At 38.4% G+C, this 22,384-nt stretch carries 20 protein-coding genes and 1 riboswitch; of the genes, 14 read left to right on the forward strand and 6 right to left on the reverse strand.

Features of this window, described 5'->3' with window-relative positions; translation table 11 throughout:
* Positions 1 to 69 precede the first annotated feature (69 nt).
* Positions 70 to 831, forward strand: coding sequence for a Fic family protein (locus IGK77_RS03425; protein WP_074800657.1), 762 nt, complete (start codon positions 70 to 72; stop codon positions 829 to 831).
* 41 nt (positions 832 to 872) lie between these two features.
* On the opposite strand, the gene IGK77_RS03430 is transcribed toward IGK77_RS03425, so the two are convergent.
* Positions 873 to 1,466: a hypothetical protein gene (locus IGK77_RS03430; protein ID WP_074800659.1), complete on the reverse strand. Its 594-nt coding sequence runs from the start codon at positions 1,464 to 1,466 to the stop codon at positions 873 to 875.
* Positions 1,467 to 1,634: 168 nt separating this feature from the next.
* Here IGK77_RS03430 and IGK77_RS03435 point away from each other — a divergent pair, with 168 nt between their 5' ends.
* From IGK77_RS03435 to IGK77_RS03455, 5 genes are all read left to right on the forward strand, one after another.
* Positions 1,635 to 2,957: an APC family permease gene (locus IGK77_RS03435; RefSeq protein ID WP_010736139.1), complete on the forward strand. Its 1,323-nt coding sequence runs from the start codon at positions 1,635 to 1,637 to the stop codon at positions 2,955 to 2,957.
* Positions 2,958 to 3,093: 136 nt separating this feature from the next.
* On the forward strand, positions 3,094 to 3,870 hold the full coding sequence (locus tag IGK77_RS03440; protein ID WP_071866637.1) for a TatD family hydrolase: 777 nt from the start codon (positions 3,094 to 3,096) through the stop codon (positions 3,868 to 3,870).
* Positions 3,863 to 4,432: a ribonuclease M5 gene (rnmV, locus tag IGK77_RS03445; RefSeq protein ID WP_071866636.1), complete on the forward strand. Its 570-nt coding sequence runs from the start codon at positions 3,863 to 3,865 to the stop codon at positions 4,430 to 4,432. The genes IGK77_RS03440 and rnmV overlap by 8 nt, the downstream gene beginning before the upstream one ends.
* A complete protein-coding gene (rsmA, locus tag IGK77_RS03450; RefSeq protein WP_074800662.1) occupies positions 4,425 to 5,309 on the forward strand; it encodes a 16S rRNA (adenine(1518)-N(6)/adenine(1519)-N(6))-dimethyltransferase RsmA in 885 nt (294 codons plus the stop codon). Before rnmV ends, rsmA begins: the two co-directional genes overlap by 8 nt.
* Before the next feature lie 251 nt (positions 5,310 to 5,560).
* Positions 5,561 to 6,187 (forward strand): hypothetical protein, encoded by a 627-nt coding sequence (locus IGK77_RS03455; RefSeq protein WP_019722490.1) that lies wholly within the window; start codon positions 5,561 to 5,563, stop codon positions 6,185 to 6,187.
* 93 nt (positions 6,188 to 6,280) lie between these two features.
* Here the strand turns inward: IGK77_RS03455 and IGK77_RS03460 are convergent, their stop codons facing one another.
* Complete coding sequence (locus IGK77_RS03460) at positions 6,281 to 7,390, reverse strand: ABC transporter ATP-binding protein (RefSeq protein ID WP_010736134.1); 1,110 nt, start codon at positions 7,388 to 7,390, stop codon at positions 6,281 to 6,283.
* A 564-nt stretch (positions 7,391 to 7,954) separates the two neighbouring features.
* Between IGK77_RS03460 and IGK77_RS03465 the strand changes: the two genes are divergently transcribed.
* The 4 genes from IGK77_RS03465 (at position 7,955) to IGK77_RS03480 (ending at position 9,830) form a co-directional block, all read left to right on the forward strand.
* On the forward strand, positions 7,955 to 8,188 hold the full coding sequence (locus tag IGK77_RS03465; RefSeq protein WP_074800664.1) for an AbrB/MazE/SpoVT family DNA-binding domain-containing protein: 234 nt from the start codon (positions 7,955 to 7,957) through the stop codon (positions 8,186 to 8,188).
* Positions 8,189 to 8,515, forward strand: a complete 327-nt coding sequence (locus IGK77_RS03470) for a type II toxin-antitoxin system PemK/MazF family toxin (protein ID WP_074800667.1) — start codon at positions 8,189 to 8,191, stop codon at positions 8,513 to 8,515.
* Between the two features lie 62 nt (positions 8,516 to 8,577).
* The gene (mgsA, locus tag IGK77_RS03475) at positions 8,578 to 9,009 is read left to right on the forward strand and encodes a methylglyoxal synthase (protein WP_071866633.1); all 432 of its coding nucleotides are present in this window, start codon (positions 8,578 to 8,580) and stop codon (positions 9,007 to 9,009) included.
* A 153-nt stretch (positions 9,010 to 9,162) separates the two neighbouring features.
* Positions 9,163 to 9,260: riboswitch (THF riboswitch) on the forward strand.
* Positions 9,261 to 9,296: 36 nt separating this feature from the next.
* Positions 9,297 to 9,830 carry a folate family ECF transporter S component gene (locus IGK77_RS03480; RefSeq protein WP_071866632.1) on the forward strand — a complete coding sequence of 178 codons (534 nt, stop codon included), beginning with the start codon at positions 9,297 to 9,299 and terminating at the stop codon, positions 9,828 to 9,830.
* Between the two features lie 77 nt (positions 9,831 to 9,907).
* Here IGK77_RS03480 and IGK77_RS03485 read toward each other — a convergent pair whose 3' ends face one another.
* The 4 genes from IGK77_RS03485 to IGK77_RS03500 form a co-directional block, all read right to left on the reverse strand.
* Positions 9,908 to 11,683, reverse strand: a complete 1,776-nt coding sequence (locus tag IGK77_RS03485) for an ABC transporter ATP-binding protein (RefSeq protein ID WP_074800669.1) — start codon at positions 11,681 to 11,683, stop codon at positions 9,908 to 9,910.
* Between the two features lies 1 nt (position 11,684).
* The gene (locus IGK77_RS03490) at positions 11,685 to 13,400 is read right to left on the reverse strand and encodes an ABC transporter ATP-binding protein (protein WP_074800674.1); all 1,716 of its coding nucleotides are present in this window, start codon (positions 13,398 to 13,400) and stop codon (positions 11,685 to 11,687) included.
* A 399-nt stretch (positions 13,401 to 13,799) separates the two neighbouring features.
* Positions 13,800 to 14,441, reverse strand: a complete 642-nt coding sequence (locus IGK77_RS03495) for a lytic polysaccharide monooxygenase auxiliary activity family 9 protein (RefSeq protein WP_010736127.1) — start codon at positions 14,439 to 14,441, stop codon at positions 13,800 to 13,802.
* A 375-nt stretch (positions 14,442 to 14,816) separates the two neighbouring features.
* Positions 14,817 to 15,758: a helix-turn-helix domain-containing protein gene (locus IGK77_RS03500; protein ID WP_074800677.1), complete on the reverse strand. Its 942-nt coding sequence runs from the start codon at positions 15,756 to 15,758 to the stop codon at positions 14,817 to 14,819.
* A 210-nt stretch (positions 15,759 to 15,968) separates the two neighbouring features.
* Here IGK77_RS03500 and IGK77_RS03505 point away from each other — a divergent pair, with 210 nt between their 5' ends.
* The 4 genes from IGK77_RS03505 (at position 15,969) to IGK77_RS03520 (ending at position 22,286) form a co-directional block, all read left to right on the forward strand.
* Entirely contained in the window at positions 15,969 to 17,705 is a 1,737-nt protein-coding gene (locus IGK77_RS03505; RefSeq protein WP_071866627.1) for a fibronectin type III domain-containing protein, read from the forward strand.
* Between the two features lie 569 nt (positions 17,706 to 18,274).
* Complete coding sequence (locus IGK77_RS03510; protein WP_074800679.1) at positions 18,275 to 20,314, forward strand: pectate lyase-like adhesive domain-containing protein; 2,040 nt, start codon at positions 18,275 to 18,277, stop codon at positions 20,312 to 20,314.
* Between the two features lie 262 nt (positions 20,315 to 20,576).
* Entirely contained in the window at positions 20,577 to 21,206 is a 630-nt protein-coding gene (locus IGK77_RS03515; RefSeq protein WP_071866625.1) for a WxL domain-containing protein, read from the forward strand.
* Between the two features lie 30 nt (positions 21,207 to 21,236).
* The gene (locus IGK77_RS03520; protein ID WP_074800682.1) at positions 21,237 to 22,286 is read left to right on the forward strand and encodes a DUF916 and DUF3324 domain-containing protein; all 1,050 of its coding nucleotides are present in this window, start codon (positions 21,237 to 21,239) and stop codon (positions 22,284 to 22,286) included.
* Positions 22,287 to 22,384 lie beyond the last annotated feature (98 nt).

Here is a 22,384-nt window from a genome sequence, read left to right on the forward strand (position 1 = left end):
GGTCATTGGCTTAGCTAGCGCTTGATAAGAAATAGGATAACTATGCTATCTATTGGAAGGAGACGAAAGATGAATGTGGCTGAGTTAGATTTAGTTACCCGATTTGTACTGGAAAAAAAAGCAAATCTGCATGGCGGAATTTACCATTTGACGCAAGTAGAAATGGCGTATAACTCCAATCGAATAGAAGGGTCGAGAATTTCTGAGAAGCAAACCGCCTTAATATTTGAAAATAATATTCTCCCTCCTGCTGAAAGTGGCGAGGCAACGAAACTAGATGATATCAAAGAAACAGAAAATCATTTCAAAGGTTTCGATTACGTGATCGATCATATCGAAGAACCGTTATCGAATGATTTTATCAAAGAACTACATCGAATTTTGAAACGAGGAACAACTGATGAAAACAATCCGCTAACACCTGTCGGAGAATTTAAACTTGTTCAAAATATGATTGGTTTTGGTTATGATGAGGTTGAAACCACAGCACCCGAGGAAGTAACTGAAAAAATGACGGAATTACTTGCTCACTATGAGAACTCAAAAAAACAAAGCTTAGTTGAAATTGCAGATTTTCATGTGAAATATGAACGCATCCACCCATTTGCAGATGGCAACGGACGTACGGGACGTTTGATCATGTTCAAAGAATGCTTGAGGCACAATATCATGCCTTTCGTGATCAAAGATGTTGATCGTGAGTTCTACTACAGAGGTTTAAGTAATTGGGGAACCGAGAATAATTATTTACTTGATACTTTAGGTATAAATCAAAATATGTATGAACAGTTTTTAAAAAAAATGAAATTCACAGGATCGGTGCATCAATAAAATAGATTTATAGATAATTGAAAAAAGTCGAGCGATGATAATCATCGTCCGACTTTTTTTAGTTTTAGCCGTTGTTTGACTTTCGTTGGCAACAGCGCTGCGACGATTGAAAATGGAATACATAGAATATACCAAGCAATCAGGCGGCTATTGCCGTAACGTGCATAAATCTTGGTCAATAGCGAGTGAAGGATCACCAGCCCTAGGAGCAAGCTGATCGCAAAGAACCATCTTGTATCCCAATCAGTCAAGTGGCGCAAGGCGTTCATAGCTAAAGGATAGCCGTAGAAAAAAATCCCGACCATCGTGACGCGCCAATTTTTGACGATCGTTTGAACATTCAATAGTAAAAAGAGGACCGATAGTAAAAAAGCAATGGGCGGAAACAAGCCGACGAGAAAGGAATAGACGATTCCCCACAACAACATCCCAGGCCCTTTGATCAAGGCGGCAATGAGAAGAAAACCAGCCATCAATAGCAATTGCTGTGTCAATGTCGCAATCGTCAACCAGCCAAATAAAATCAACAATAACCAATGTAGCTTGGATTGTTTTTGTTCTTTTTGTGGAAAGAAAGTAGTACCTTTATCTTTTAGATAAGATGCTAGTTTTGGATCGATCGATTGAAAATCCATAGGGTACCTCCTTACATTTCAAGTAGCTTCATTCTATAAGAAGCAAGACAAGAATACATCCGTCTTTAGAGGGATATTTTCACTACAAATTTCTGAAAAGAATGGTAAAATGAAAAGTTCTCGGTTATACTGAAAAAAATAAAAAAGAAATACGAAATGAGGAAGAGGATGAAGGGGAAATTAAAACGCGAGATCAATTTGTTTGGTGCATTATCCACAGTAATGGGAACTGTGATCGGCGCCGGCGTCTTTTTTAAAACAGCAGCGGTAGTGGCAAGTACACAATCAACAAGTTTGACGTTACTCGCGTGGTTGTTAGGGGGATTCTTAACGATCTGTGCGGGGCTAACAGTCGCTGAATTAGCCACTGCCATTCCTGAAACAGGTGGAGCGGTCAAGTATATTGAAGCAGCTTACGGTAAGTTACCAAGTTTTTTGTTAGGCTGGGCACAAAGTTTGATTTACTTTCCAGCCAACATTGCGGCATTATCGATCATCTTTGCAACACAGCTGATCAATCTCTTACAGCTATCTCCTGATTATTTATTAGTGATTGCTATTATTACAGCACTTTCTATCACTGGATTGAATCTGTTAGGGACCAAAGTTGGTGCGTACGTTCAATCGATTACATTGGTAGTCAAGTTGATCCCAATTGCAGTGATCATTATTTGGGGGCTTCTGACACCAGGACAGGGTACTGTTCAATTATTTCCAGTAGAAGCCGGACAAGGTGTTTCATGGGCAGAAGGACTTAGTGGTGCTTTGTTGGCGACACTTTTCGCTTACGATGGCTGGTTAGGTGTCGGAGCCATGGCTGGAGAAATGAAACGTCCAGAAAAGGATCTACCAAAAGCGATTATTTTAGGATTGAGTTTTGTGACATTCGTTTATCTATTGATCAACTTCGTCTTTTTAAAAACATTACCGATTGATCAAATTGCTGGGAACTTGAATGCTTCATCGGATGCGTCAGCGGTCATCTTCGGTGAACTAGGAGGGAAAATCGTTACGATCGGTATTTTGATCTCTGTCTACGGCGCACTGAATGGTTATACGTTGACTGGGATTCGTGTCCCATATGCAATGGCATTAGAAAATGAGTTGCCGTTCAGTAACCAGTTGACAAAGCTCTCAAAAAAATTCACCGTTCCTTATGTACCTGCATTGTTCCAACTAGCGATTGCATGTATAATGATGAGCTTGGGTTCATTTGATTTTCTGACAGATATGTTGATTTTTGTCATGTGGCTATTTAGTTTATTGATTTTTATTGGCGTATTTATTTTAAGAAAGAAAGCACCAGAGATGCCTCGTCCATATAAAGTACCATTGTATCCTGTGATACCGATCATTGCGATTTTAGGAGCCATCTTTATTTTAGGGATGACACTGATCACACAAACGAATTTGGCATTGATCGGAATCTTAGTCACATTATTAGGTGTACCTGTGTTCTACTACAAAAAAAGACAAACTGAAAGTAACTAACTGATAATGAAAAGACAAGAAGTGAATCAAGTCATTTCTTGTCTTTCTTTGTACGATATCTCATGTTTTTTAGTCTTTGAGACTTCTTTAACGCCTGCTTATATGCTAAAGTAATGAATGAAAAGGAGAGATAAAGATGATATTTGATTCTCATACTCATTTGAACGCGGAACAATTCAATGATGACATTCCTGAAACGATCCAGCGTGCAGAAGAACTAGGTGTGACTAAAATGGCCGTCGTAGGCTTTGATACACCGACGATCGAAAAGTCCTTGATGCTTAGTCAAGATTACCCAAACATTTATAGCATCATTGGTTGGCATCCTACCGAAGCTGGTAGCTATACGAAAGAAATCGAAAATAAACTTCAAGAACAATTGACTTTACCAAAAGTGGTTGCTTTAGGGGAAATCGGACTGGATTATTATTGGATGGAAGATCCAAAAGAAGTCCAAGATAAAATTTTTAGAAGACAGATCGCCATCGCAAAAGAGATGAACTTACCAATTAGTATCCATACGAGAGAAGCATTGGAAGATACTTATAAGGTTTTAAAAGAAGAGGACATTCGCGACATTGGTGGGATCATGCACAGCTTTAGTGGTGATTATGAATGGGCACAACGTTTCCTTGATTTAGGGATGCACATTTCTTTCAGTGGTGTCGTCACTTTCAAAAAGGCGTTAGATGTGCAAGAAGCAGCGACAAACGTTCCATTGGATCGTCTATTAGTGGAAACGGATGCTCCATATTTAGCGCCAATGCCCTATCGAGGAAAAAGAAATGAACCAGGGTATACTCGTTACACAGTCGAAAAGATCGCTGAACTTCGTCAACTACCAATGGAAGAAGTAGCGGCACAAACATGGAAAAATGCCCATCGTTTATTTGGATTATCAGAGCATGACTAAGTTAAAGATCCAAGAAATCATTGTTGTCGAAGGGAAAGACGATACGAGAAGGCTACAAGAAGTGGTTGAAGCCGACACGATAGAAACGATTGGTTCAGCGATCAATGAAGAAATCTTGATGCAGATCGAACATGCACAGGAAACTAGGGGAATCATTATTTTTACGGACCCAGATTTCTCAGGTGAGAAGATTCGTAAAACAATCATGGAAGTGGTACCACAAGCAAAACATGCATTTTTGCCAAGGAACCAAGCTGTACCGAAAAAAAAGGGAAGCTTAGGAGTCGAACATGCGAGTGACGAAGCGATATTAGAAGCGTTGAAAAAGGTCGTTACGCCAGTCGATGATGAGACCCAAGTACCAGAGATCACTAGACAAATGCTTGTTGCGTATGGATTGATTGCCGGACCACAAGCAAAAGAAAAGCGTGAGATGCTAGGCGATGAATTACGCATTGGCTATACAAACGGAAAACAATTGGAAAAACGGTTGAACATGTTCCGAATTACGTTAGCTGAGTTTAAGCAGGCAATGAAAAAAGTGGAGGATCATTATGAGTGAATATCGGGATATTGCAACACCCACTAGAACAAAAGAAATTTTATTGAAGCACGGCTTCTCCTTTAAAAAGAGCTTAGGACAAAACTTTTTGACAGAGCCGAATATCCTTCGAAAAATCATTGAAACTGGTCAAATCGATCAGCAGACTAATGTCATTGAAGTAGGACCAGGAATTGGTGCATTAACAGAGCAAATCGCGCGTCATGCCAAACAAGTAGTCGCATTTGAAATCGACGATCGATTGATTCCTGTCTTGGCAGATACCCTTTCACCATATCCGAATGTAACAGTCATCCACCAAGATATTTTGAAAACTGATTTGGCAGAGGCAGTCAATACTCAATTCAACGAGCAGTTACCATTGAAAGTGGTGGCTAATTTGCCTTATTATATTACGACACCAATCATGATGCACTTTCTTGAATCAGACGTAGTGGTTGACGAAATGATCGTGATGATGCAAAAAGAAGTAGCTGATCGTATTTCAGCTAAACCCGGAACAAAAGCATATGGCTCTTTATCGATTGCTGTGCAATATTATATGGAAGCAAGTTTGGCGTTTATTGTGCCAAAAACAGTATTTGTACCACAACCAAACGTGGATTCAGCCATCTTGAAATTGACAAGACGCGCAACACCAGCAGTTTCCGTAACGGACGAAAAAGCCTTTTTCCGTCTGACAAAGGCTGCGTTTCAACAGCGTAGAAAAACTTTATGGAATAACTTGCAACATGCCTATGGGAAAGACGAAGAAACAAAAAGTTGGTTAACTGAAAGTCTAACGGAGGCAGGAATCGATCCGAAAAGACGAGGAGAAACACTTTCTTTAGGAGAATTTGCTGCTTTGAGCAATGCCATGGAACATCTAAAAAAATAAAATGAGGAATAGAAGGCTGAAAAAGTCTTTTCGCTCTAAGCATGAAGGCATCACTTGAGAAAACCATTTTGGGTATTCTTCAAGTGGTGCCTGACTATTTTAGGACATAAGGTCCAAAATCAAATTATTCGATTTTAGAGAGGGTGGCATTTCAGATGTCCTGTTTCTCTTTATGTGTCTTGACACATTAGAAAGTTAGCGGTACAATAGGTCAAAATAAATGTGTCAAGACACATCAAGGGAGTAAAAAAATGAAAACAAATTCTGTAAGAAAATTGACAATTTCCGCTTTATTGATCGGGATGGGCGTTCTTATTCCGATGATCATGCCTAAGATCGTAATTCCGCCTGCTTCATTTACACTAGCTTCACATGTGCCATTATTTATCGCAATGTTTTTTTCACCCGGTGTAGCTGTTGCAGTGGCGCTAGGTACAACATTTGGTTTCTTCTTGACGACACCTGTGATTATTGCGCTTCGTGCATTGTCTCATTTGGTATTTGCTCTAATCGGTGCATGGTATTTACAAAAAAAACCAGGGATCGTCTTAAAAGACGGGCAATTCACATTAATGAACTGGCGTTTTCAAGGGTTTAACTTATTGATCGGCGTGATCCACTCGATCATCGAAATGCTAGTGGTGAGTGTATTCTTCTTCATTGGGAATATGCCGGAAACATACTATGCAGAAGGCTACTTCTATACCGTATTCATCTTGATGGGGATCGGTGGCTTGATCCATAGTTTGGTGGATTACAATATCGCTTACTTCATTGCCGGAACATTGAGTAAATTCTTTGATGTGCCAGTTTTCACTGCTGCCAAGAAACAGCAAAAGAAAGAGATCGTACAAGGAACGATCAAAAAAGTCGTTTAGCAATGCCACAGATAAAGACTGAAAAATAACCAAAAAAAGACCCAAGATCGAACGATCGATGGGTCTTTTTTTGGTTATCAAGTTCTGTTTCGTTTATGGGATCGTGATGACATCTTCTGTATCTTTATCAAAGAAATGGCCTTTGTTGATATTGAAGGCAAGGTCGATCATTTCTCCTGGTTTATGGAAGTCACGCGCGTCAACTTTTGAAATGAACTCAGTTGTTCCAGTGCGAGTATAAAGCATGGTTTCTGCACCAAGTAATTCAGATACAACGACTTCTGAATTGACAACAGTTTCTGGTGAGGCATCCAAGACAACTTGTTCACTATGGATATCTTCTGGACGGATACCAAAGACAAGTTCTTTTCCTTCATAACCTTTTTCAACTAGCACTTTATTTTTACCTTCAGGGATTCTCAATTTTAGTCCATGACCATCTGAGATAACGCCTTGGCTTAATTTTACATTGAAAAAGTTCATGGCAGGTGAACCAATGAAACCAGCAACGAACATGTTGACTGGTGTGTCATAAACTTCTTTCGGTGAACCGATTTGTTGGATAAATCCATCTTTCATGATGACGATGCGGTCTGCCATCGTCATCGCTTCTGTTTGGTCATGGGTAACGTAAATGGTTGTTGTTTCTAAGCGTTGATGCAACTTCGCGATTTCGGCACGCATGGCTACACGTAGTTTGGCATCCAAGTTTGACAATGGCTCATCCATTAAGAAGACTTTCGCATCACGTACGATGGCACGACCTAAAGCGACACGCTGACGTTGACCTCCTGAAAGAGCAGCAGGTTTACGTTTTAAGTATTCAGTCAAACCAAGGATCTCCGCAGCATTTTCCACACGTTGTTGGATGTCTGCTTTATCGTATTTACGCAATTTCAAACCAAACGCCATATTGTCAAATACCGTCATGTGAGGGTATAAGGCATAGTTTTGGAATACCATCGCGATATCACGGTCTTTAGGAGCAACATCGTTCATTACTTTACCGCCGATATTCAATTCTCCTTCGGAAATATCTTCAAGACCAGCGATCATTCGTAGAGTTGTTGATTTCCCACAACCGGAAGGACCAACGAATACGATAAATTCGCGATCTTTGATTGCCAAGTTAAAGTCAGTAACAGAATAGTTTTCTGCATTGTCATATTTTTTGTATACATTTTTCAGAGCCATTTCTACCATCGTACAAACCACGCTTTCTTTTTTCTTTTATTTGATGTGTTTAGTATAGTTGAAAGCGCTACCTATATTCAATGTCACAATGAACAAGAATTCGTGGCATCTTTCGTCAATGTGTACAAAATAATTGGAAAGTGCGTGGAAAGTGAGACAAAAATAAAATTCATTTTTGTTTCTATCCTTAAAAGCGAATAAACGGTGTTCCAGAAGTAACTCCTTCGGAAATAAGCCGAGAAACCCAAAAATTTGAAAAACAATTTTCGGGTTTCTCGGCTTATTTCTCGGAGCTGAACACTTCTGTCACAACCTCATCACCTACAAAATAGAATAAATGATGTTCATGAAGCAGATCCTTCAATAATGAGAGCAAACTCCAGCAATATGGCAATTTATTTTTTTTGTTTTTACTGCTCGAGTTATCAAAGATTTACCGTGTATTCACTATCTTAGAGCAATACTTTGTAGATATTAAGAGATATAAAAAAGGAGGCAACCAAGAAAACAAAATTTGATTTTCATGTTAAATTAAGTTAAACTCAATTTAACATAAGCTGGGAGATGATAATAATGGAAACGACTGTTAGAAAGATTGGAAATTCTGTAGGAGCGATTTTTCCCAAAGATATTTCTCCAGAAGTTGGAAAAACATATACGATTATTAAAATAGGTGAAACATATGTATTAAAGCCCAAAAAAGAAGATATTTTCAAGACTCCAGAGGCATGGGCAGGCTTTAGAGATTCAATCACCCAAGAAGATAAAGAGTGGGATGAGATGAACCTTGAGGGGGAGGAACTATAAATGGATTATCCAAAGCAAAAAGATATTGTATGGCTGGATTTTGATCCAGCTAGAGGAAAGGAAATACAGAAGCGAAGACCAGGTTTGGTAGTAAGTAAGAATAACTTCAACCAATACACTGGTTTTTGTTTGATTTGCCCAATCACATCAACTGAAAGAAAATTTGATACATATATTAAGATCAAAGAACCACAAATCATTTCTGGACAAGTTGTTACACATCAGTTGCGTTCAATTGACTACACCGCTAGAAACATAATAAAAATTGAACAATGTGATATTCTAACATGGGTGGATGTACTAGAAGTCCTTGATATGTTTGTATAGGGAGTTGTAAAATATCAAATCACAAAAAAATTTGTTACACTGATAAAAAGGGGCGATGACAGATGAAGATAGCATTGATTGCACATGATCGTAAAAAAGAGTTGATGATCAAATTTACAACAGCTTATAAAATCATACTTGAACAACATGAACTATTCGCGACAGGGACAACTGGTCAGCGGATTGCAGAAGCCACAGGATTATCGGTCCATCGGTTCAATTCAGGACCTTTAGGCGGCGACCAACAAATTGGCGCGATGATCTCAGAAGATGAATTGGATCTAGTGATTTTCCTTCGTGATCCTTTAGCAGCTCAACCTCATGAACCTGATGTCACTGCGTTGATCCGCTTGGCTGATGTGTATGATATTCCTTTAGCAACAAATATTGGGACAGCAGAAGTTTTGTTACGTGGGCTTGAAGCCGGATTTTTGGAATTTCGACAAGTCATTCATGAAGAAGGAAGTAAGATCCCTTTTCCTAATAAGATCTAAAATTCGGGTTTTATGAAGATAGAGACAGTTGATCAAGGCGAATGTCTGTTACATCACGAACTAAGCAATCGTTTTCGCGTAGAATATTAGCTTTTTTATTTACAGTTCTTCCTTTTCTATGCTATAGTTTGTCTGGGATAAGTTCCCACTATTAACAGAGTAGAAAATAAAGCGTTAAGTGCTTAGAGGATGGGATGTTGCCTCTAGGACGAAGGACGTAAGTTCGCGGTTTTATTTTCGCATTCGCTGCATGAAACATGTAGCAGCTCTTAAAGGAGATGCTAGAAATGAAGAAAAATCGTTTAGATGCTCGTATGATTACGATCATGGGACTGCTGATCGCATTGATGGTCACGTTGTCTCGCTTAGTTTCATTTGAAACACCATTACTCAAAATCAGTGTAACGTTCATTCCCCAAGTAATCATGGGTATTTTATTTGGCCCATTTTGGACAGGGATCGGTTCTGTGTTAGCTGATATTGTGGGTATGGCATTATTTCCTAAATCTGTCTTTTTCATCGGCTTCACGTTGAATGCTTTTATTGAAGGAGCGATTTATGGGTTCTTTTTCTATCGCAAAGAGATCACTTGGAAAAATGCAATCTTAGCCACGCTCAGTGTGACAGTGTTCGTTAGCTTGATTCTGACACCATTATGGTTGGTCATCATGTATCAAGTACCGATGAACTGGGTATTCTGGGGACCACGTTTATTAAAAGCCATTATCTGGTTGCCGATCCAATCGACGATGATCTACGTGATTGGGCGCGCCATGCCATATAAAAGAATTTTGCGGAGTTTAACGACGCATACAAAATAAAAAACAAGCAGTCTTCCCATCCCAGAAGACTGCTTGTTTTTTGCATAGATCAGAAAAATCATCTGATTCGATGTTCACTATTTTTCAACCGATCCAGTAAATTGCGCTTGATAAAGTTGACGATAGCTACCATCTTCGATTTTCAATAATTCATCATGTGTCCCCATTTCAACGATTGCCCCTTGATCCATAACGAGAATCTGATCGGCATTTTTGATCGTGGACAAGCGATGGGCAATCACAAAACTAGTTTTTCCTTCCATCATTTTTAGGAAGGCATTTTGGATTTTCTTTTCTGTCAATGTATCCACTGAACTTGTTGCTTCATCAAGTATCAACATAGGTGGATTACTGATCATCGTACGAGCAATCGTCAGTAATTGACGCTGCCCATCGGAGATTTTTAATCCCTGTCCACCAATGCGTGTATCTAGTTTTTGTGGCAAGCGTTGGACAAATTCATACATATAGGCTGATTTTAGGGCCTCATTGATTTCTTCATCACTGGCGTCTGGTTTTCCGTAACGTAAATTTTCTCGTAACGTACTGTCGAATAACCACGTATCTTGTAAAACCATGCCAAAGCTTTTGCGTAGGGAATCACGGGCGATTTGGGTAATATCATAATCGTCGATCGTGATCGTCCCGGAATTGACATCGTAAAACCGCATCAATAAATTCACTAATGTGGATTTACCAGCTCCCGTTTTACCAACGATTGCCACTGTTTGACCTGGCTTGGCAACAAAGCTGAAATTCTCGATCAACCGTTGTTGTGGTTCATAAGAGAAAGAAACATGTTTGAAAGCGACCTCGCCTTTGATCGTTTGAGGATCAAGTTGATACGCAAAAGGTTCATCTGGCGTTTCTTCCGGTTGATCGATCAATTCAAATGCTCGTTCTAAACCAGAAAATGCGGTTTGGATCTGTGTCGTGATCCCTGATAATTCAATAAAAGGTTTTGAAAACTGACTTGAATAGATCGTAAAACTTGAAATGATCCCGACAGTAATCGTTGAATCACTTCGTAAGGCAAGTAAACCACCAATCAAACCAATGGAGAGATAGGCTAAGTGATCGACAAAACGAGAAGATGGGTTCGTTAATGAAGAAGAGAATTGCGCGCGCTGCCCTTTCTCATATAAGTCAGCATTCAAGGCACTGAATTGCTGTTGATTGACTTCTTCTTGTTGGAACGCTTTGATGATTTTTTGATTACCGATACGTTCTGTAACAAAACCTGAAATATTCCCAATGATTTTTTGCTGGTTATCAAAATCATTTTGAGAAGCGCGTGCCACTAACCAGCTGACTAAGAAAATGATTGGTGTCGAACAAATGACGACAAGTGTCAATAATGGACTCAAGCTGAGCATGAAGATCAGTGAGAGGATAATGATCGCCACTCCAGAAAATAATTGATTGAACGCCGCTGATATCGCAATGGAGATGTTATCCATATCGTTTGTAAAACGACTGACAATGTTTCCATGGGAATTTTGATCATAGTATCTTAGCGGTAAAAGATTTAAACGAGCAAAAGCATCTTTTCGTAGGTTAGCAACAGAGAGGTAAGCCAATCGGTTACTTAATACTTGGATCAACCATTGACTGATGACATTAAGTAAAACGATCCCGCCAAACATCACCAGAAGTTGGACCAATCGAGTAAAGTTGACTTGCCCCACACCAACCATTTGATCGATACTTTGACCGATCTGTAAGGTCATCACGACGGTAGCAACACCATTGACGATTCCCAACAAGACAGCTAACCAAATTTCACGTGGATGGGCCGTCAGATAAGGAACAAAACGTTTGAGCGTTTGCCACGATAGTTTTTTTGTTTTCATTTTATTCCTCCTCCTGTGATGCCACGATTTCACGATACTCAGAAGATTGACTAAGCAATGTATCATGTGTACCCTGGGCCACGATTTTTCCTTGATCCATGACGAGGATATGCTCTGCTTGTTGAATCGAACGGATGCGTTGAGAAATAATGATGACCGTTGTATTAAGGGAAGTTTGTAGTGCTTGGCGCAAGTTCAGATCCGTTTGATAATCAAGGGCACTCAAGGAGTCATCTAAGATCAATAAGGCAGGTTTGGCGATCAATGCACGAGCAATCGTCAATCGTTGTTTTTGACCTCCGGAAAAGTTTTTCCCGTTCTCCATGACTCTTGTATCTAATCCTTTGGGTAATTGGCGAACAAAATCTTCCGCTTGGGCAATTGCCAAAGCTTCCCAACACTCTGCGTCTGTCGCGTCAGGTTTTCCCCACTGAAGATTTTCCCGAATGGTACCGGTGAATAAGACAGCCGTTTGTGGTACTTGCGAAATCTGACTTCGTAATGTATCTAATGGCCAGTCACGAACGTCTTGTTCATCAAATAACACAGAGCCTTCACTAACATCATAAAAACGTGGGATCAATTGTGTCAATGTCGTCTTCCCACTTCCGGTCGGACCAATGATCCCTAAGACAGTTTGGCGTTTCAAAGTGAAATTGATTCCTTGTAATGACAGACCAGATTCTGGCGTATAACGAAAATCTACGTCTTTAAATTGTAGAATTGTTTCAGAATCCATGACTGGTTCACTAGGAGTCTCAGCATCTGTAATGGTATTTTCGGTATCTAAGACTTCTTTGACCCGCTGAGCAGAAGCTTCTGCACGAGTAAAGATCACGACAAGATTGGAAACAACGATCAAGGCTAATAACATTTGGTTCATGTAATTGATCAATGCTAAAACTTGTCCTTGTTGTAAGGAACCGATATTTACCTTGACCCCGCCAACAGTCAATAGACAAATGATCCCGACATTCATGATCAATGTCGTTGCCGGAGAGAGCAAAGCGGAGATATTGGAAACACGTAAATAATTTTTTGCTAAGACATCCGTGTTTTCATCAAACGTTTCGATTTCTTTATTAGTACGTGAAAATGCTCGGATCACACGAACCCCGCTTAAATTTTGGCTAACAGTCTCATTTAGACCATCCAACTTTTCTTGGACTTTTTGATAGAGGGGGATCGTCTTACGGATAATAAAGTATAAAATGATTGAAAAAATTGGTAATAAAGCTAAGAAGAATAGCCCGACTTGCCAGTCGATCACAAAAGCCATCACTACTGATCCAATACTTAAAAAAGGTGCTCGGATCAATAAACGGATAACCATTGCGAGTGCAAGTTGTAGCTGATTGATATCATTGGTCATGCGCGTGATCAATGTATCCGTCCCAAAATGATTTAATTCACTATGGGAGAAAGAGTTGATTTTTTTGATGAGTTGGTTTCTAAGTTCTGTTCCAAACCCTTGAGAGGCAATGGATGAATAATATTGACAAATAATGGCACAGATCAATCCAATCACCGACATGACGATCATCCAGATACCCATGTTGATGATCACTTCACGATTGTTCATTTTTAGCCCATTATCGATCAGCGAAGCCATCAGTAAAGGTAAAATCAATTCAAAGACTGCTTCTAAAAATTTAAATACAGGACCTAGGATGATTTGTTTTCGATAGTCTTTCGCATAGCGCAATAACTGAATCATAAAATTTCCTCCTAAAAACAAGTTACCCAATATTGTTCGCACGTCTATCGGCAAAAAACCGATTTATGATAAATAGATATCCTTAAAGCAACAAAAATATCTTGCAGCGAGAAATCTAACGATGATATAACTAGGTACTCTCATATTGTAGCTTATGAAATTTAGAATGAAAAGAGAACAAGCCTTTTCATAATCCGCACATTTTAGTAAAACTTAAGAAAATACACAATAGTGCGTAGTACATTGCCGCTCTTGCACCTCCTAAAATCGCATAAATCGTAAAAAAATAACTACAAAAAAAGCACCATCCACAAAAAATTGATGAACAACTCTCGTGGATGGTGCTTTTTTTTCGAGGCTAAACATTTCTGCCTCGCGACTTGCGGTCATTAATATTTTTTATTTTTGTAAGTCAGCTAAAACTGTTTCGCCTTTGACATCGACATCGATGACATTATAGAACCCATTTTTAGTATCAGCGACATCCCAAACAGCTAAGATCACATGATAGCCCAAACGGTCATTGGGAATGTTGATCGAATGTGTTGGATTAGTAGAAGCTAGTTGTCCATCATTGCCTACTTCACCAATGAATTCCAAGTCGTCTCTTGTCAACGCATCATTTTGATCCCAACCGGCTTTTGTCATGTAGTAATGCCATTTCGTTGTTGCATGATTGGCAGTGAATGTCCAAGTAAAATCATTTGCACCAGCTGTCAGTTGTTGTTTTGTCCACAATGAGGCTGTTTGTTGATCTAATAGGAAATCACCTACCGCACCATTTGCAGAAGCGATTTGTCCATCTTCAGGTCCAGCAGCTGGAAAGCCTTTTGGTGCTTCAAGGGATTGTGGCTCATTGATAACAGCTCCGTATTTTTTGAATGCAGCATTCCAGTTTGTATTTTTGTCAAGGCTCCCTTGGTATCCACGACTTGCTGGTTCAGAAACGTAACCATGAGCAGCAACATCGACAGAAGTAAGAGTGCTTGCCCCAATACCAGCTAAAATGAATCCTAAACCAATTAATGTACTTTTTTTCATGATGATTCCTCCAATAATTTTTCTTTATGTAACTTACAATCGGTATCATAACTGACATATTATTAAGGTGAAAATTATGTATGTTATTGCAACAAAAAAAATTCGTTCAGCACGAAAATGTTTTTTTTTTAGGAATAGTTCTATTTAGTCGTGTTTTTGATTATAGGGAAATGGTCGCTGGTAAAAACAACTGCAACTGAAGAAATCGCTTATGCACGGGAATAGAACAAGAAACGAAAGAATTTATTGGAAGTGGTGGAGTAAATGTAGAGAACGAATCAGATAAATGAAGGAGGCAACATTACTCTTCGTTACAGGGAGATAGTTAAAAACCATGCATCTTCTCATTTGGGGATGAGGAGATACACGGTTTTTTTAGGCAGTATTCGCTTGGCGTTGTGAAGAGAGGCGATCGCACGTACTTTTAACAACAACTTTTGTGTGGTGCTCATTGTGCGTTAAATCACATATCTCTGCGCACAATTTTTCTTTTAGATTGATCATATAGTCTTTACTCGTAGAAAGATCTAACCATTCAAAAAATGCAATACCCGTTTCCACTTCTTTTAAAGCTGTTTTTTGTCCATCAGCTAATTTATCTAGAGCAGTAAATACTTTGTAATGTGCAAGGTCGAGTGTTTGCTTATGTGTCGTAGCGATTTTTTTTAATTGAGCTAGAAATAATTTGCGTAATGTGATTGATTCACGGTTAAAAGAAAGACGGACACCGTTCAAAATAAAATTAGAAAGAAGCTCAGAATAATAGGTATTATCTATGTAAGCTTTCATCTTTGTGACACTGTTTTGGAACGAATAGGCAATATATTCATCATCAAAAATAAACAAACAATTTGAAAAAATAGTCAATTCAAAATGGCCCCAAGTATCAATCTTTTCAAGATACTTCTTAATGACACTGATTTCTTCTTTCATTGATGCGGTAAAAGATGTGCTATACAGATAATTTGAAATCAATTTTCTTTGGGCATAGATCAAACGATAATAAATGTTTCCTGTTTTTTCAAATTCATTAAGCAATTCTTGCTCTTGAGCAGATGTAATGGTTTTTGAAGTAATCAAATAATTCGTTAATTTTTGTTTATTTGACAATGAATTACTATTCAATAAAAATTGATATTCTTCAAGTGTGATATTCATCCGATCAAGATAATTTACTAATAGTTCAAAACCAATTTTTGTTCCGCGTGATTCGAAAGCTGCTAATGTTCCTCTTTGGGAGATACCTACAGTTAATTGTTCTTGCGTCAATCCACGATCTTTTCTTAATTTTCGAATTAGAGCAGCATGTTCTGTCATGTTCATTTCCTCCAGAAGCTGTTTTTTGTACATGGCTATAATAGCATAATGTAGTTATGTGGATGTTATGTTTTCATATATGCGCCATTTTGCTAAAAAAGTGCGATTTTTTTGTTTGAAAATTATTTTGTTGCAATACCAGACAAAAAAAATTTTGAAGAATAAGATATGTTTTAATCTGGTCTGTAATACAAATTTAGGAGGGAAAAAATGAATAAAAAAAGTTTATTATTCTCAGTTGGTCTTTTAGGTTGTTTGATTGGAGGCGGAACAGATGTGTTTGCAGCAGACGCAGCAGATACGATGCCAGATATCTCAAATCGCCAAGTTTCAGTAGGTTATTATCATAATTGGGTGCCTGAACAAGGTGCTGGTTACCAAGGGGGCCGTCCAGCAGATACTGATTTGGCAAAAGTAAATCCTTTTTATAATGTGATTGCTGTGTCATTCATGAAAGGGGAAGGTATCCCAACATTCAAACCTTACAATATGTCTGATACTGAATTTAGACAAAAAGTAGCAACTTTGAATGCTGAAGATCGTGTGGTACTCATTTCACTTGGGGGTGCAGACTCACATATTGAATTACATAAAGGAGAAGAACAAGCCTTTGCAGATGAAATCATCCGTTTGGTTGAAGTTTATGGATTTGATGGCTTAGATATTGATTTAGAACAAACCGCAGTAGATGCAGGCGACAATAAAACAGTGATCCCAGATGCGTTGAAAATCGTCCGTGCACATTTTGAGAAAGAGCAAAAACATTTTATTATCTCCATGGCGCCAGAGTTTCCGTACTTAAGAACACAAGGTAAATATGTTCCATACATTACTGCTTTAGAACAAGAATATGATTTTATTGCACCACAGTTATACAACCAAGCAGGTGACGGTATCAGTGTTGGAACTGAATGGATCGCTCAAAACAATGACAGCAAAAAATTTGAATTCTTATATGGGATTTCAAAAGCTTTCAATGAAGGAAGCGGTGGTTTTATCCAAATTCCAGCGAATCGTTTAGCTTTAGGTATTCCAGCAAACATTGATGCAGCAGCAAATGGTTTCGTAAAAGAGCCATCGAAAGTCTATGACGTATTTGAACAAATGGAAAAAGATCAAACACCATTGAAAGGTTTGATGACTTGGAGCATCAACTGGGATGAAGGAAGAAACTCTGCTGGAGTAGAGTACAATGAATCATTTGCGAAGTCTTATCAGGATTTATTCCAAGAAAAAACACCTGATACAGAAAAACCATCACAACCAACCAATCTAGCAGGAACAGCAACACATTCAACTGTCGCACTATCTTGGACAAATTCAACAGATGATCGTGGTGTAGCAGGTTATTACATTTATCGTGATGGCGAACAAATTGGTAGAGCAACAAACAATGCTTATACAGACACAAAATTGACTGCCAGCACAGAATACACTTATACAGTGAAAGCATTCGATGCAGCTGGTAACGTTTCAGAAGAAAGTAAAGCATTAGTGATTTCTACATTAGAAGAGCCACCAGCTGACTTAGAAGCTCCATCAGTACCATTGAACATTGCGGTTTCATCAATTAGTGACAAGAGTGTCTCTTTATCATGGACACAATCAACAGACAACGTGGGTGTAGTAGGTTACTATGTTTACCGTGACGGTGAGCAAGTAGGAGAAACAGCAACAAATACATTCAGTGACGCAGGATTAACAGCTAACACAGAGTATTCTTATACAGTGAAAGCATTTGACGAAGCGGGCAACATTTCAGAAGAAAGCAAAGCATTAGTTGTGACAACGGCGGATGCACCAGCAGTAGAAGCATGGGATGCAGATACAATTTATGATCTAGGTGATATCGTGACACACAAAGGCAACACATATCGTGCAAAATGGTGGACACGAGGCAATGAGCCTGGAACTGAACAATGGGGACCTTGGGAATTGATTGGCTAAACAATCCATACCCGTCTTTATTAATGAAGCAATCGTTGATGCTGAATCAATCAACGAATAAGTGATTTGCTCAGTATTGTTAAGATTTTCGTGCATGTCTAACGAGAATCTTAGCAATTGGGCAAACGCATGATAAAAATTCAATTATTTTTTATGTTTGTATAACAGAACATGGAAAAAACATATATTATAACAACTATTATAAAAATTCCAAGTCCTCTTTTAAGAGGGCTTTTTTTATTTTATCAAGTAACATGAATGAATTGAAATCATAACGTACAGGTAAAATGTTTATTAAATTTTTACACTGAGAAGGGTAAATCTATGGATTTTTTTCCATAGTTTATCAAGCATAATATAGACATAGATTGGTGATTACTTGGTAAAGGAGGTTGATATATGAGAAATAAATATAAGGTAAATGGTTGTTTTCAAGCTGAGCTTTTGATGGAAAAGCCATGATCCACCTGAGCAGGGAACCATGAAAGGAAGAATGATCACCCTAATACTATCGGTGGGATCAAATTATCTAGTTGTACAAAAAAGGGATGTTTTTTAGGATGATAAAGATGAAGCTGGCAAAAAAAATAAAGGTAGTTATGTGTATAGTAAGTATCGTTTTCTTTTTTTATAAAGTAGCCATCAGTCTACCGTATCATGCGTCTGCTGATTCGACAACTGAGAGTAGTGAAAATGCGCCGAGTGAAAGTACTACGACAAAGGAAATGGGTTCTTCAGAAGAAATAAGTGAACCATCCAATAGTACTGTACAAAGTGATTTCCAATCCGTTTTAGCTGTCCCTACAGCAGCTTCAGGCATAGCTAGTGTGGATAACTTCAATGATTTTCGTACCGCTTTATTGGACCCCACTATTACAGACATTTATTTAACTGGAGATATCAAGTTAACGGCATCTTTTAATATCAATTCGCCAAAAAATATTTATGGCAATAACCATACGATTGATATTAATCTTCAACTGGTTGGCGTTGCATTAGCGTATACGACTTGCTCTATTTCTGATGTCACACTAATCAATCAACATCCATATTCGTTTTTCTGGTCCGAATTCTCAGGAGTCACGATCAACTATACAAATGTCACATCTTCTGGACAACAATTCATTTATCTGCCTTATGGGACAGCGAATCTGTATGAGAATATTACAGCCTCATCAGATACGCAAGAAGTGTGTGAAGTAAAAGAATTAAATATACGAAATGGAGCAAATGTAGCATTCAATAATACGAGTAACAGCTATCCAGTAGTAGGTAATAATAGCAGCACTGTCTTGAACATAGAAGATCATACAACTTTTAGCGCACAATCAAATAATCCAACAGCAACTATTGCAATCGGTCAATCTCTGTCAATAGCAGCAACCAGCAATTTTTCGATTGCTAATTCCACAGGCTGTGCTTTAGGTTCATATTATAGCAGTGCACCATTCACGATCGCTTCAAATAGTGGGATTGGTACTTGGAAGCTAAATGGCACAGACCCACTTCCCGATATCGGCTATACTGGACCAATTACGACAAGTTTTAATTTAACTTCGATTGATATTGCTCAAAATACCTTGAATGTGACGTCTAATAATTCCATGTTTCCAAAATATTTCCAGTCTAAAAATGTAAGAAAAATAGCTAGTGGTCCATTCACGAGTAAAGCACAAGTAATTACCAAGGATATCGATCTATTATTGGGTGAAGTTTGGATACCACCATATAACTTTGTGAGTGCAACAAATGCGCTAGGACAGCCACAAACAATCAATGATGTCACGATTCAAGGCGAAGCGGATGGAGAGAAAATAGGGACCTATCAAATTACTTTTACTTGTGATGATGCGGAGTCTGTGGCGACAGTCAATGTATTTGATATTCAGCTTCATTCCTTGCCTACGATCTATGCCAAAGATACATGGAATGAATATGATGGATTAGATTGTATCATCGAATCAGATAGTAGCAGCAATTCATCTCTTTCGTTTTTCGAGACAAACGTCAGTGTCACTGCACAAAAAATCGAAGGAGCGAATATGATTGATATTGATCCACAAAAATTGACAGAAGAAGAAGGACAGTATGTTCTCACCTATACGTATAAGCATAAATCGAAAAGTATGAATGTGACGGTTGAGGAGAGCCTTTTCAATGATCAATCAATCTATCCGTCCATACTTGATTTTGGCCATGTCCCAATCCAATATACAACCAATCAATTGATTGCTACAAATGCCACAGGGAAAATCGATATCACTGACAAACGAAGTAACAATGGAGACGGCTATAAAGTAAAAGTCACTCAGGACCATGTCTTGACTGGAATAAGTAGTGGCTTTCAATTAACAGGGTCAATCATCCAATTTGAAACAGGGACAGCAACTAATAGTAGTGGGGGAGCAGTGATAAGTACTGGAAGTAATCAAACAATTGATATTCCTGTTGGGCAAGAAAAAGAAGTATTTCGAGTGGATAAAGGGAATAGTCGGGGACAGATCGTTTTGCCACTCACCGAGTTTAAGTTGGAGTTGCCAAGTGACAGTCCGAAAATAGCTGATTCTTATCAGGCAAAAATCACTTGGACACTTTCAGAAACACCCTAGCCATAAGTCTCTAACGGACGATGGATAATGATAGCATGAGAATGTTCAATCTGAGGAGTCAGAAAACGAGAGATCGAAAAAAGAATCAGGATTAAGTTGTGCGCTCATTCATAGAACGTTGTGCCAATCGTTGATAGAGACAACTCACAATGGATCATTTCTGAAAGCGAAAAGGAACGACGTGCAGACTGATCACAATTGAAGTGGCAACAAAGTCGGCTAGCTATAAAATATTTTATACAATGAAAAGGAGCATAAGATAATGGTAATCACAAAAAAATATGTCATGGCAGGTATGAGTATCTTAGTAGGAGCAAGTTTAGGTATAACATCGGTGAGTGCCGATACAACAACTGATGGCACAGTGACTTTACAAGCACCAACTGGTGGAAATGGAGAAGATTTGAACCTAGCAACCAACAAGTTACCAACCAATCTGAATTTTGGTACTGCTAATATCAAATATGATCAATCCATCGAACAAATCGCTACAGTAGATGGTAATCAGGCATCTAACCCAACAACTACGGATATCCAAGTCACAGATAATCGTGGTGATCTAACAAAAGGTTGGAAACTAAAAGTAAAACAAATTGCCCAATTTACGTCCTCAGTCAATCAAGCTGAGTTAGCAGGGGCAGAATTATCGATCAATACAGGAAATGTGACAAACATTGGTGGTGATCTACCCACAGGCGGTGTAATCAACACCCAAGACTATGTGATTACTCCAGATGTGGATGTGGAAGTATTCAAAGCGAGTCCAGGAGAGGGATTAGGAATTTCAACATTGCCAATCAATCAATACAAATTAAGTATTCCTGCTGCAGCAAAAAAAGAAGCGGATACCTATCATGCGCAATTGACTTGGACGTTTTCTGATACATTGTAAGAACTGCCCTTGACAGAAAGGAACTGCCCAGTGAAAATCAAAAAAAATATAGCCATGTTTTTATTTTTACTTGTTTTGTCTCATCTATGTGACGTACCTGTGTTTAGTGATGAAAACTCAGCTTCTCAGAATATTCCATTTTTGGTGTCCACGCAATTGCCGGACAATCAAATAAATAAACAGGTCTCCTATTTTGATTTACAAATGGAACCAAAACAAGAACAGACGTTGCATCTTAAAATCGAAAATATCTCGGATCAGACGATCATGCTAGACACAACTTTATATCAAGGAAATACGAACAGTATCGGGGTCATTGAGTATGATAAATCGGTCAAGGGTTTAGCAAATAACGCGCAAGTCAATATAGAAGATCTAGTAAAAATATCAGAAAATAAAATCAAAATTTTTCCAAAGCAAACGCATGAATTACAAGTGAAAATCAAAATGCCTGAAAAGAATCTATCTGGGATTACCATTGGAGCGATCCGGGTAGTTCAGAATAATGAAGCAAACAAAGAAGGCAATATTCAAAATAATTTTGCGAGAGAAATCGGTTTAGTTTTGCAATCAAGTGATCCGGAGCAAATTCCATCAACATTAAAACTTTTAGATGCGCAAGCAGAACAAGTGAATACGCGAAATGTTTTTACAGAGAAAATCCAAAATCCTAAACCCAAATTAATCCGGCTAACCAACATCAAAGCAATCATTACGAAAGAAGATGATCAAGAAGTTATGTATCAAGCAAACCAGCCGGAAGGCTCGATTGCTCCAAATACGGTATTGAACTATAGGATACCATTAGACGGTAAAGCATTATTACCGGGAGTGTATGTTGCGACATTTGAAGCGGATGAAGGGGAACATCACTGGAAGTTAACAAGGAAATTCACAGTAAAAAACAACATAAGCAAAAAATTAAACCAAACAGATATATTGATAAAAAGTCAGCCTAGTTTTTTTGCAAAGTACAAATGGATGATGATAACTGGGTGTGTCTTATTAGTGATTATTCTAGGTCTGTGTATTTATATAGGTAAAATCAAAAGGAAGTTGGTTGAACAAGAGAAGAGCTAAGCTAGTTTATAATAAGTAAAAGGGGGAGAACAGAAGTGATGCCACGTTCTTCCTCTTTTTTTACAAAAAAATAAATTTTTTTAAATTTTATGAAACTT

The sequence above is a fragment of the Enterococcus sp. DIV0806c genome (assembly GCF_051710905.1).
In the GTDB taxonomy this organism is placed as follows: Bacteria; Bacillota; Bacilli; order Lactobacillales; family Enterococcaceae; genus Enterococcus_B; species Enterococcus_B mundtii.

Coding starts and splice junctions, on each gene's coding strand:
- mgsA (WP_071866633.1), top strand. CDS start 8,578: ATGAAGATAGCATTGATTGCACATGATCGTAAAAAAGAGTTGATGATC.
- IGK77_RS03470 (WP_074800667.1), top strand. CDS start 8,189: ATGGATTATCCAAAGCAAAAAGATATTGTATGGCTGGATTTTGATCCA.
- IGK77_RS03495 (WP_010736127.1), bottom strand. CDS start 14,441: ATGAAAAAAAGTACATTAATTGGTTTAGGATTCATTTTAGCTGGTATT.
- IGK77_RS03510 (WP_074800679.1), top strand. CDS start 18,275: ATGAAGCTGGCAAAAAAAATAAAGGTAGTTATGTGTATAGTAAGTATC.
- IGK77_RS03455 (WP_019722490.1), top strand. CDS start 5,561: ATGAAAACAAATTCTGTAAGAAAATTGACAATTTCCGCTTTATTGATC.
- rnmV (WP_071866636.1), top strand. CDS start 3,863: ATGACTAAGTTAAAGATCCAAGAAATCATTGTTGTCGAAGGGAAAGAC.
- IGK77_RS03435 (WP_010736139.1), top strand. CDS start 1,635: ATGAAGGGGAAATTAAAACGCGAGATCAATTTGTTTGGTGCATTATCC.
- IGK77_RS03490 (WP_074800674.1), bottom strand. CDS start 13,400: ATGATTCAGTTATTGCGCTATGCGAAAGACTATCGAAAACAAATCATC.
- rsmA (WP_074800662.1), top strand. CDS start 4,425: ATGAGTGAATATCGGGATATTGCAACACCCACTAGAACAAAAGAAATT.
- IGK77_RS03460 (WP_010736134.1), bottom strand. CDS start 7,390: ATGGTAGAAATGGCTCTGAAAAATGTATACAAAAAATATGACAATGCA.
- IGK77_RS03505 (WP_071866627.1), top strand. CDS start 15,969: ATGAATAAAAAAAGTTTATTATTCTCAGTTGGTCTTTTAGGTTGTTTG.
- IGK77_RS03440 (WP_071866637.1), top strand. CDS start 3,094: ATGATATTTGATTCTCATACTCATTTGAACGCGGAACAATTCAATGAT.
- IGK77_RS03430 (WP_074800659.1), bottom strand. CDS start 1,466: ATGGATTTTCAATCGATCGATCCAAAACTAGCATCTTATCTAAAAGAT.
- IGK77_RS03465 (WP_074800664.1), top strand. CDS start 7,955: ATGGAAACGACTGTTAGAAAGATTGGAAATTCTGTAGGAGCGATTTTT.
- IGK77_RS03480 (WP_071866632.1), top strand. CDS start 9,297: ATGAAGAAAAATCGTTTAGATGCTCGTATGATTACGATCATGGGACTG.
- IGK77_RS03500 (WP_074800677.1), bottom strand. CDS start 15,758: ATGACAGAACATGCTGCTCTAATTCGAAAATTAAGAAAAGATCGTGGA.
- IGK77_RS03515 (WP_071866625.1), top strand. CDS start 20,577: ATGGTAATCACAAAAAAATATGTCATGGCAGGTATGAGTATCTTAGTA.
- IGK77_RS03425 (WP_074800657.1), top strand. CDS start 70: ATGAATGTGGCTGAGTTAGATTTAGTTACCCGATTTGTACTGGAAAAA.
- IGK77_RS03485 (WP_074800669.1), bottom strand. CDS start 11,683: ATGAAAACAAAAAAACTATCGTGGCAAACGCTCAAACGTTTTGTTCCT.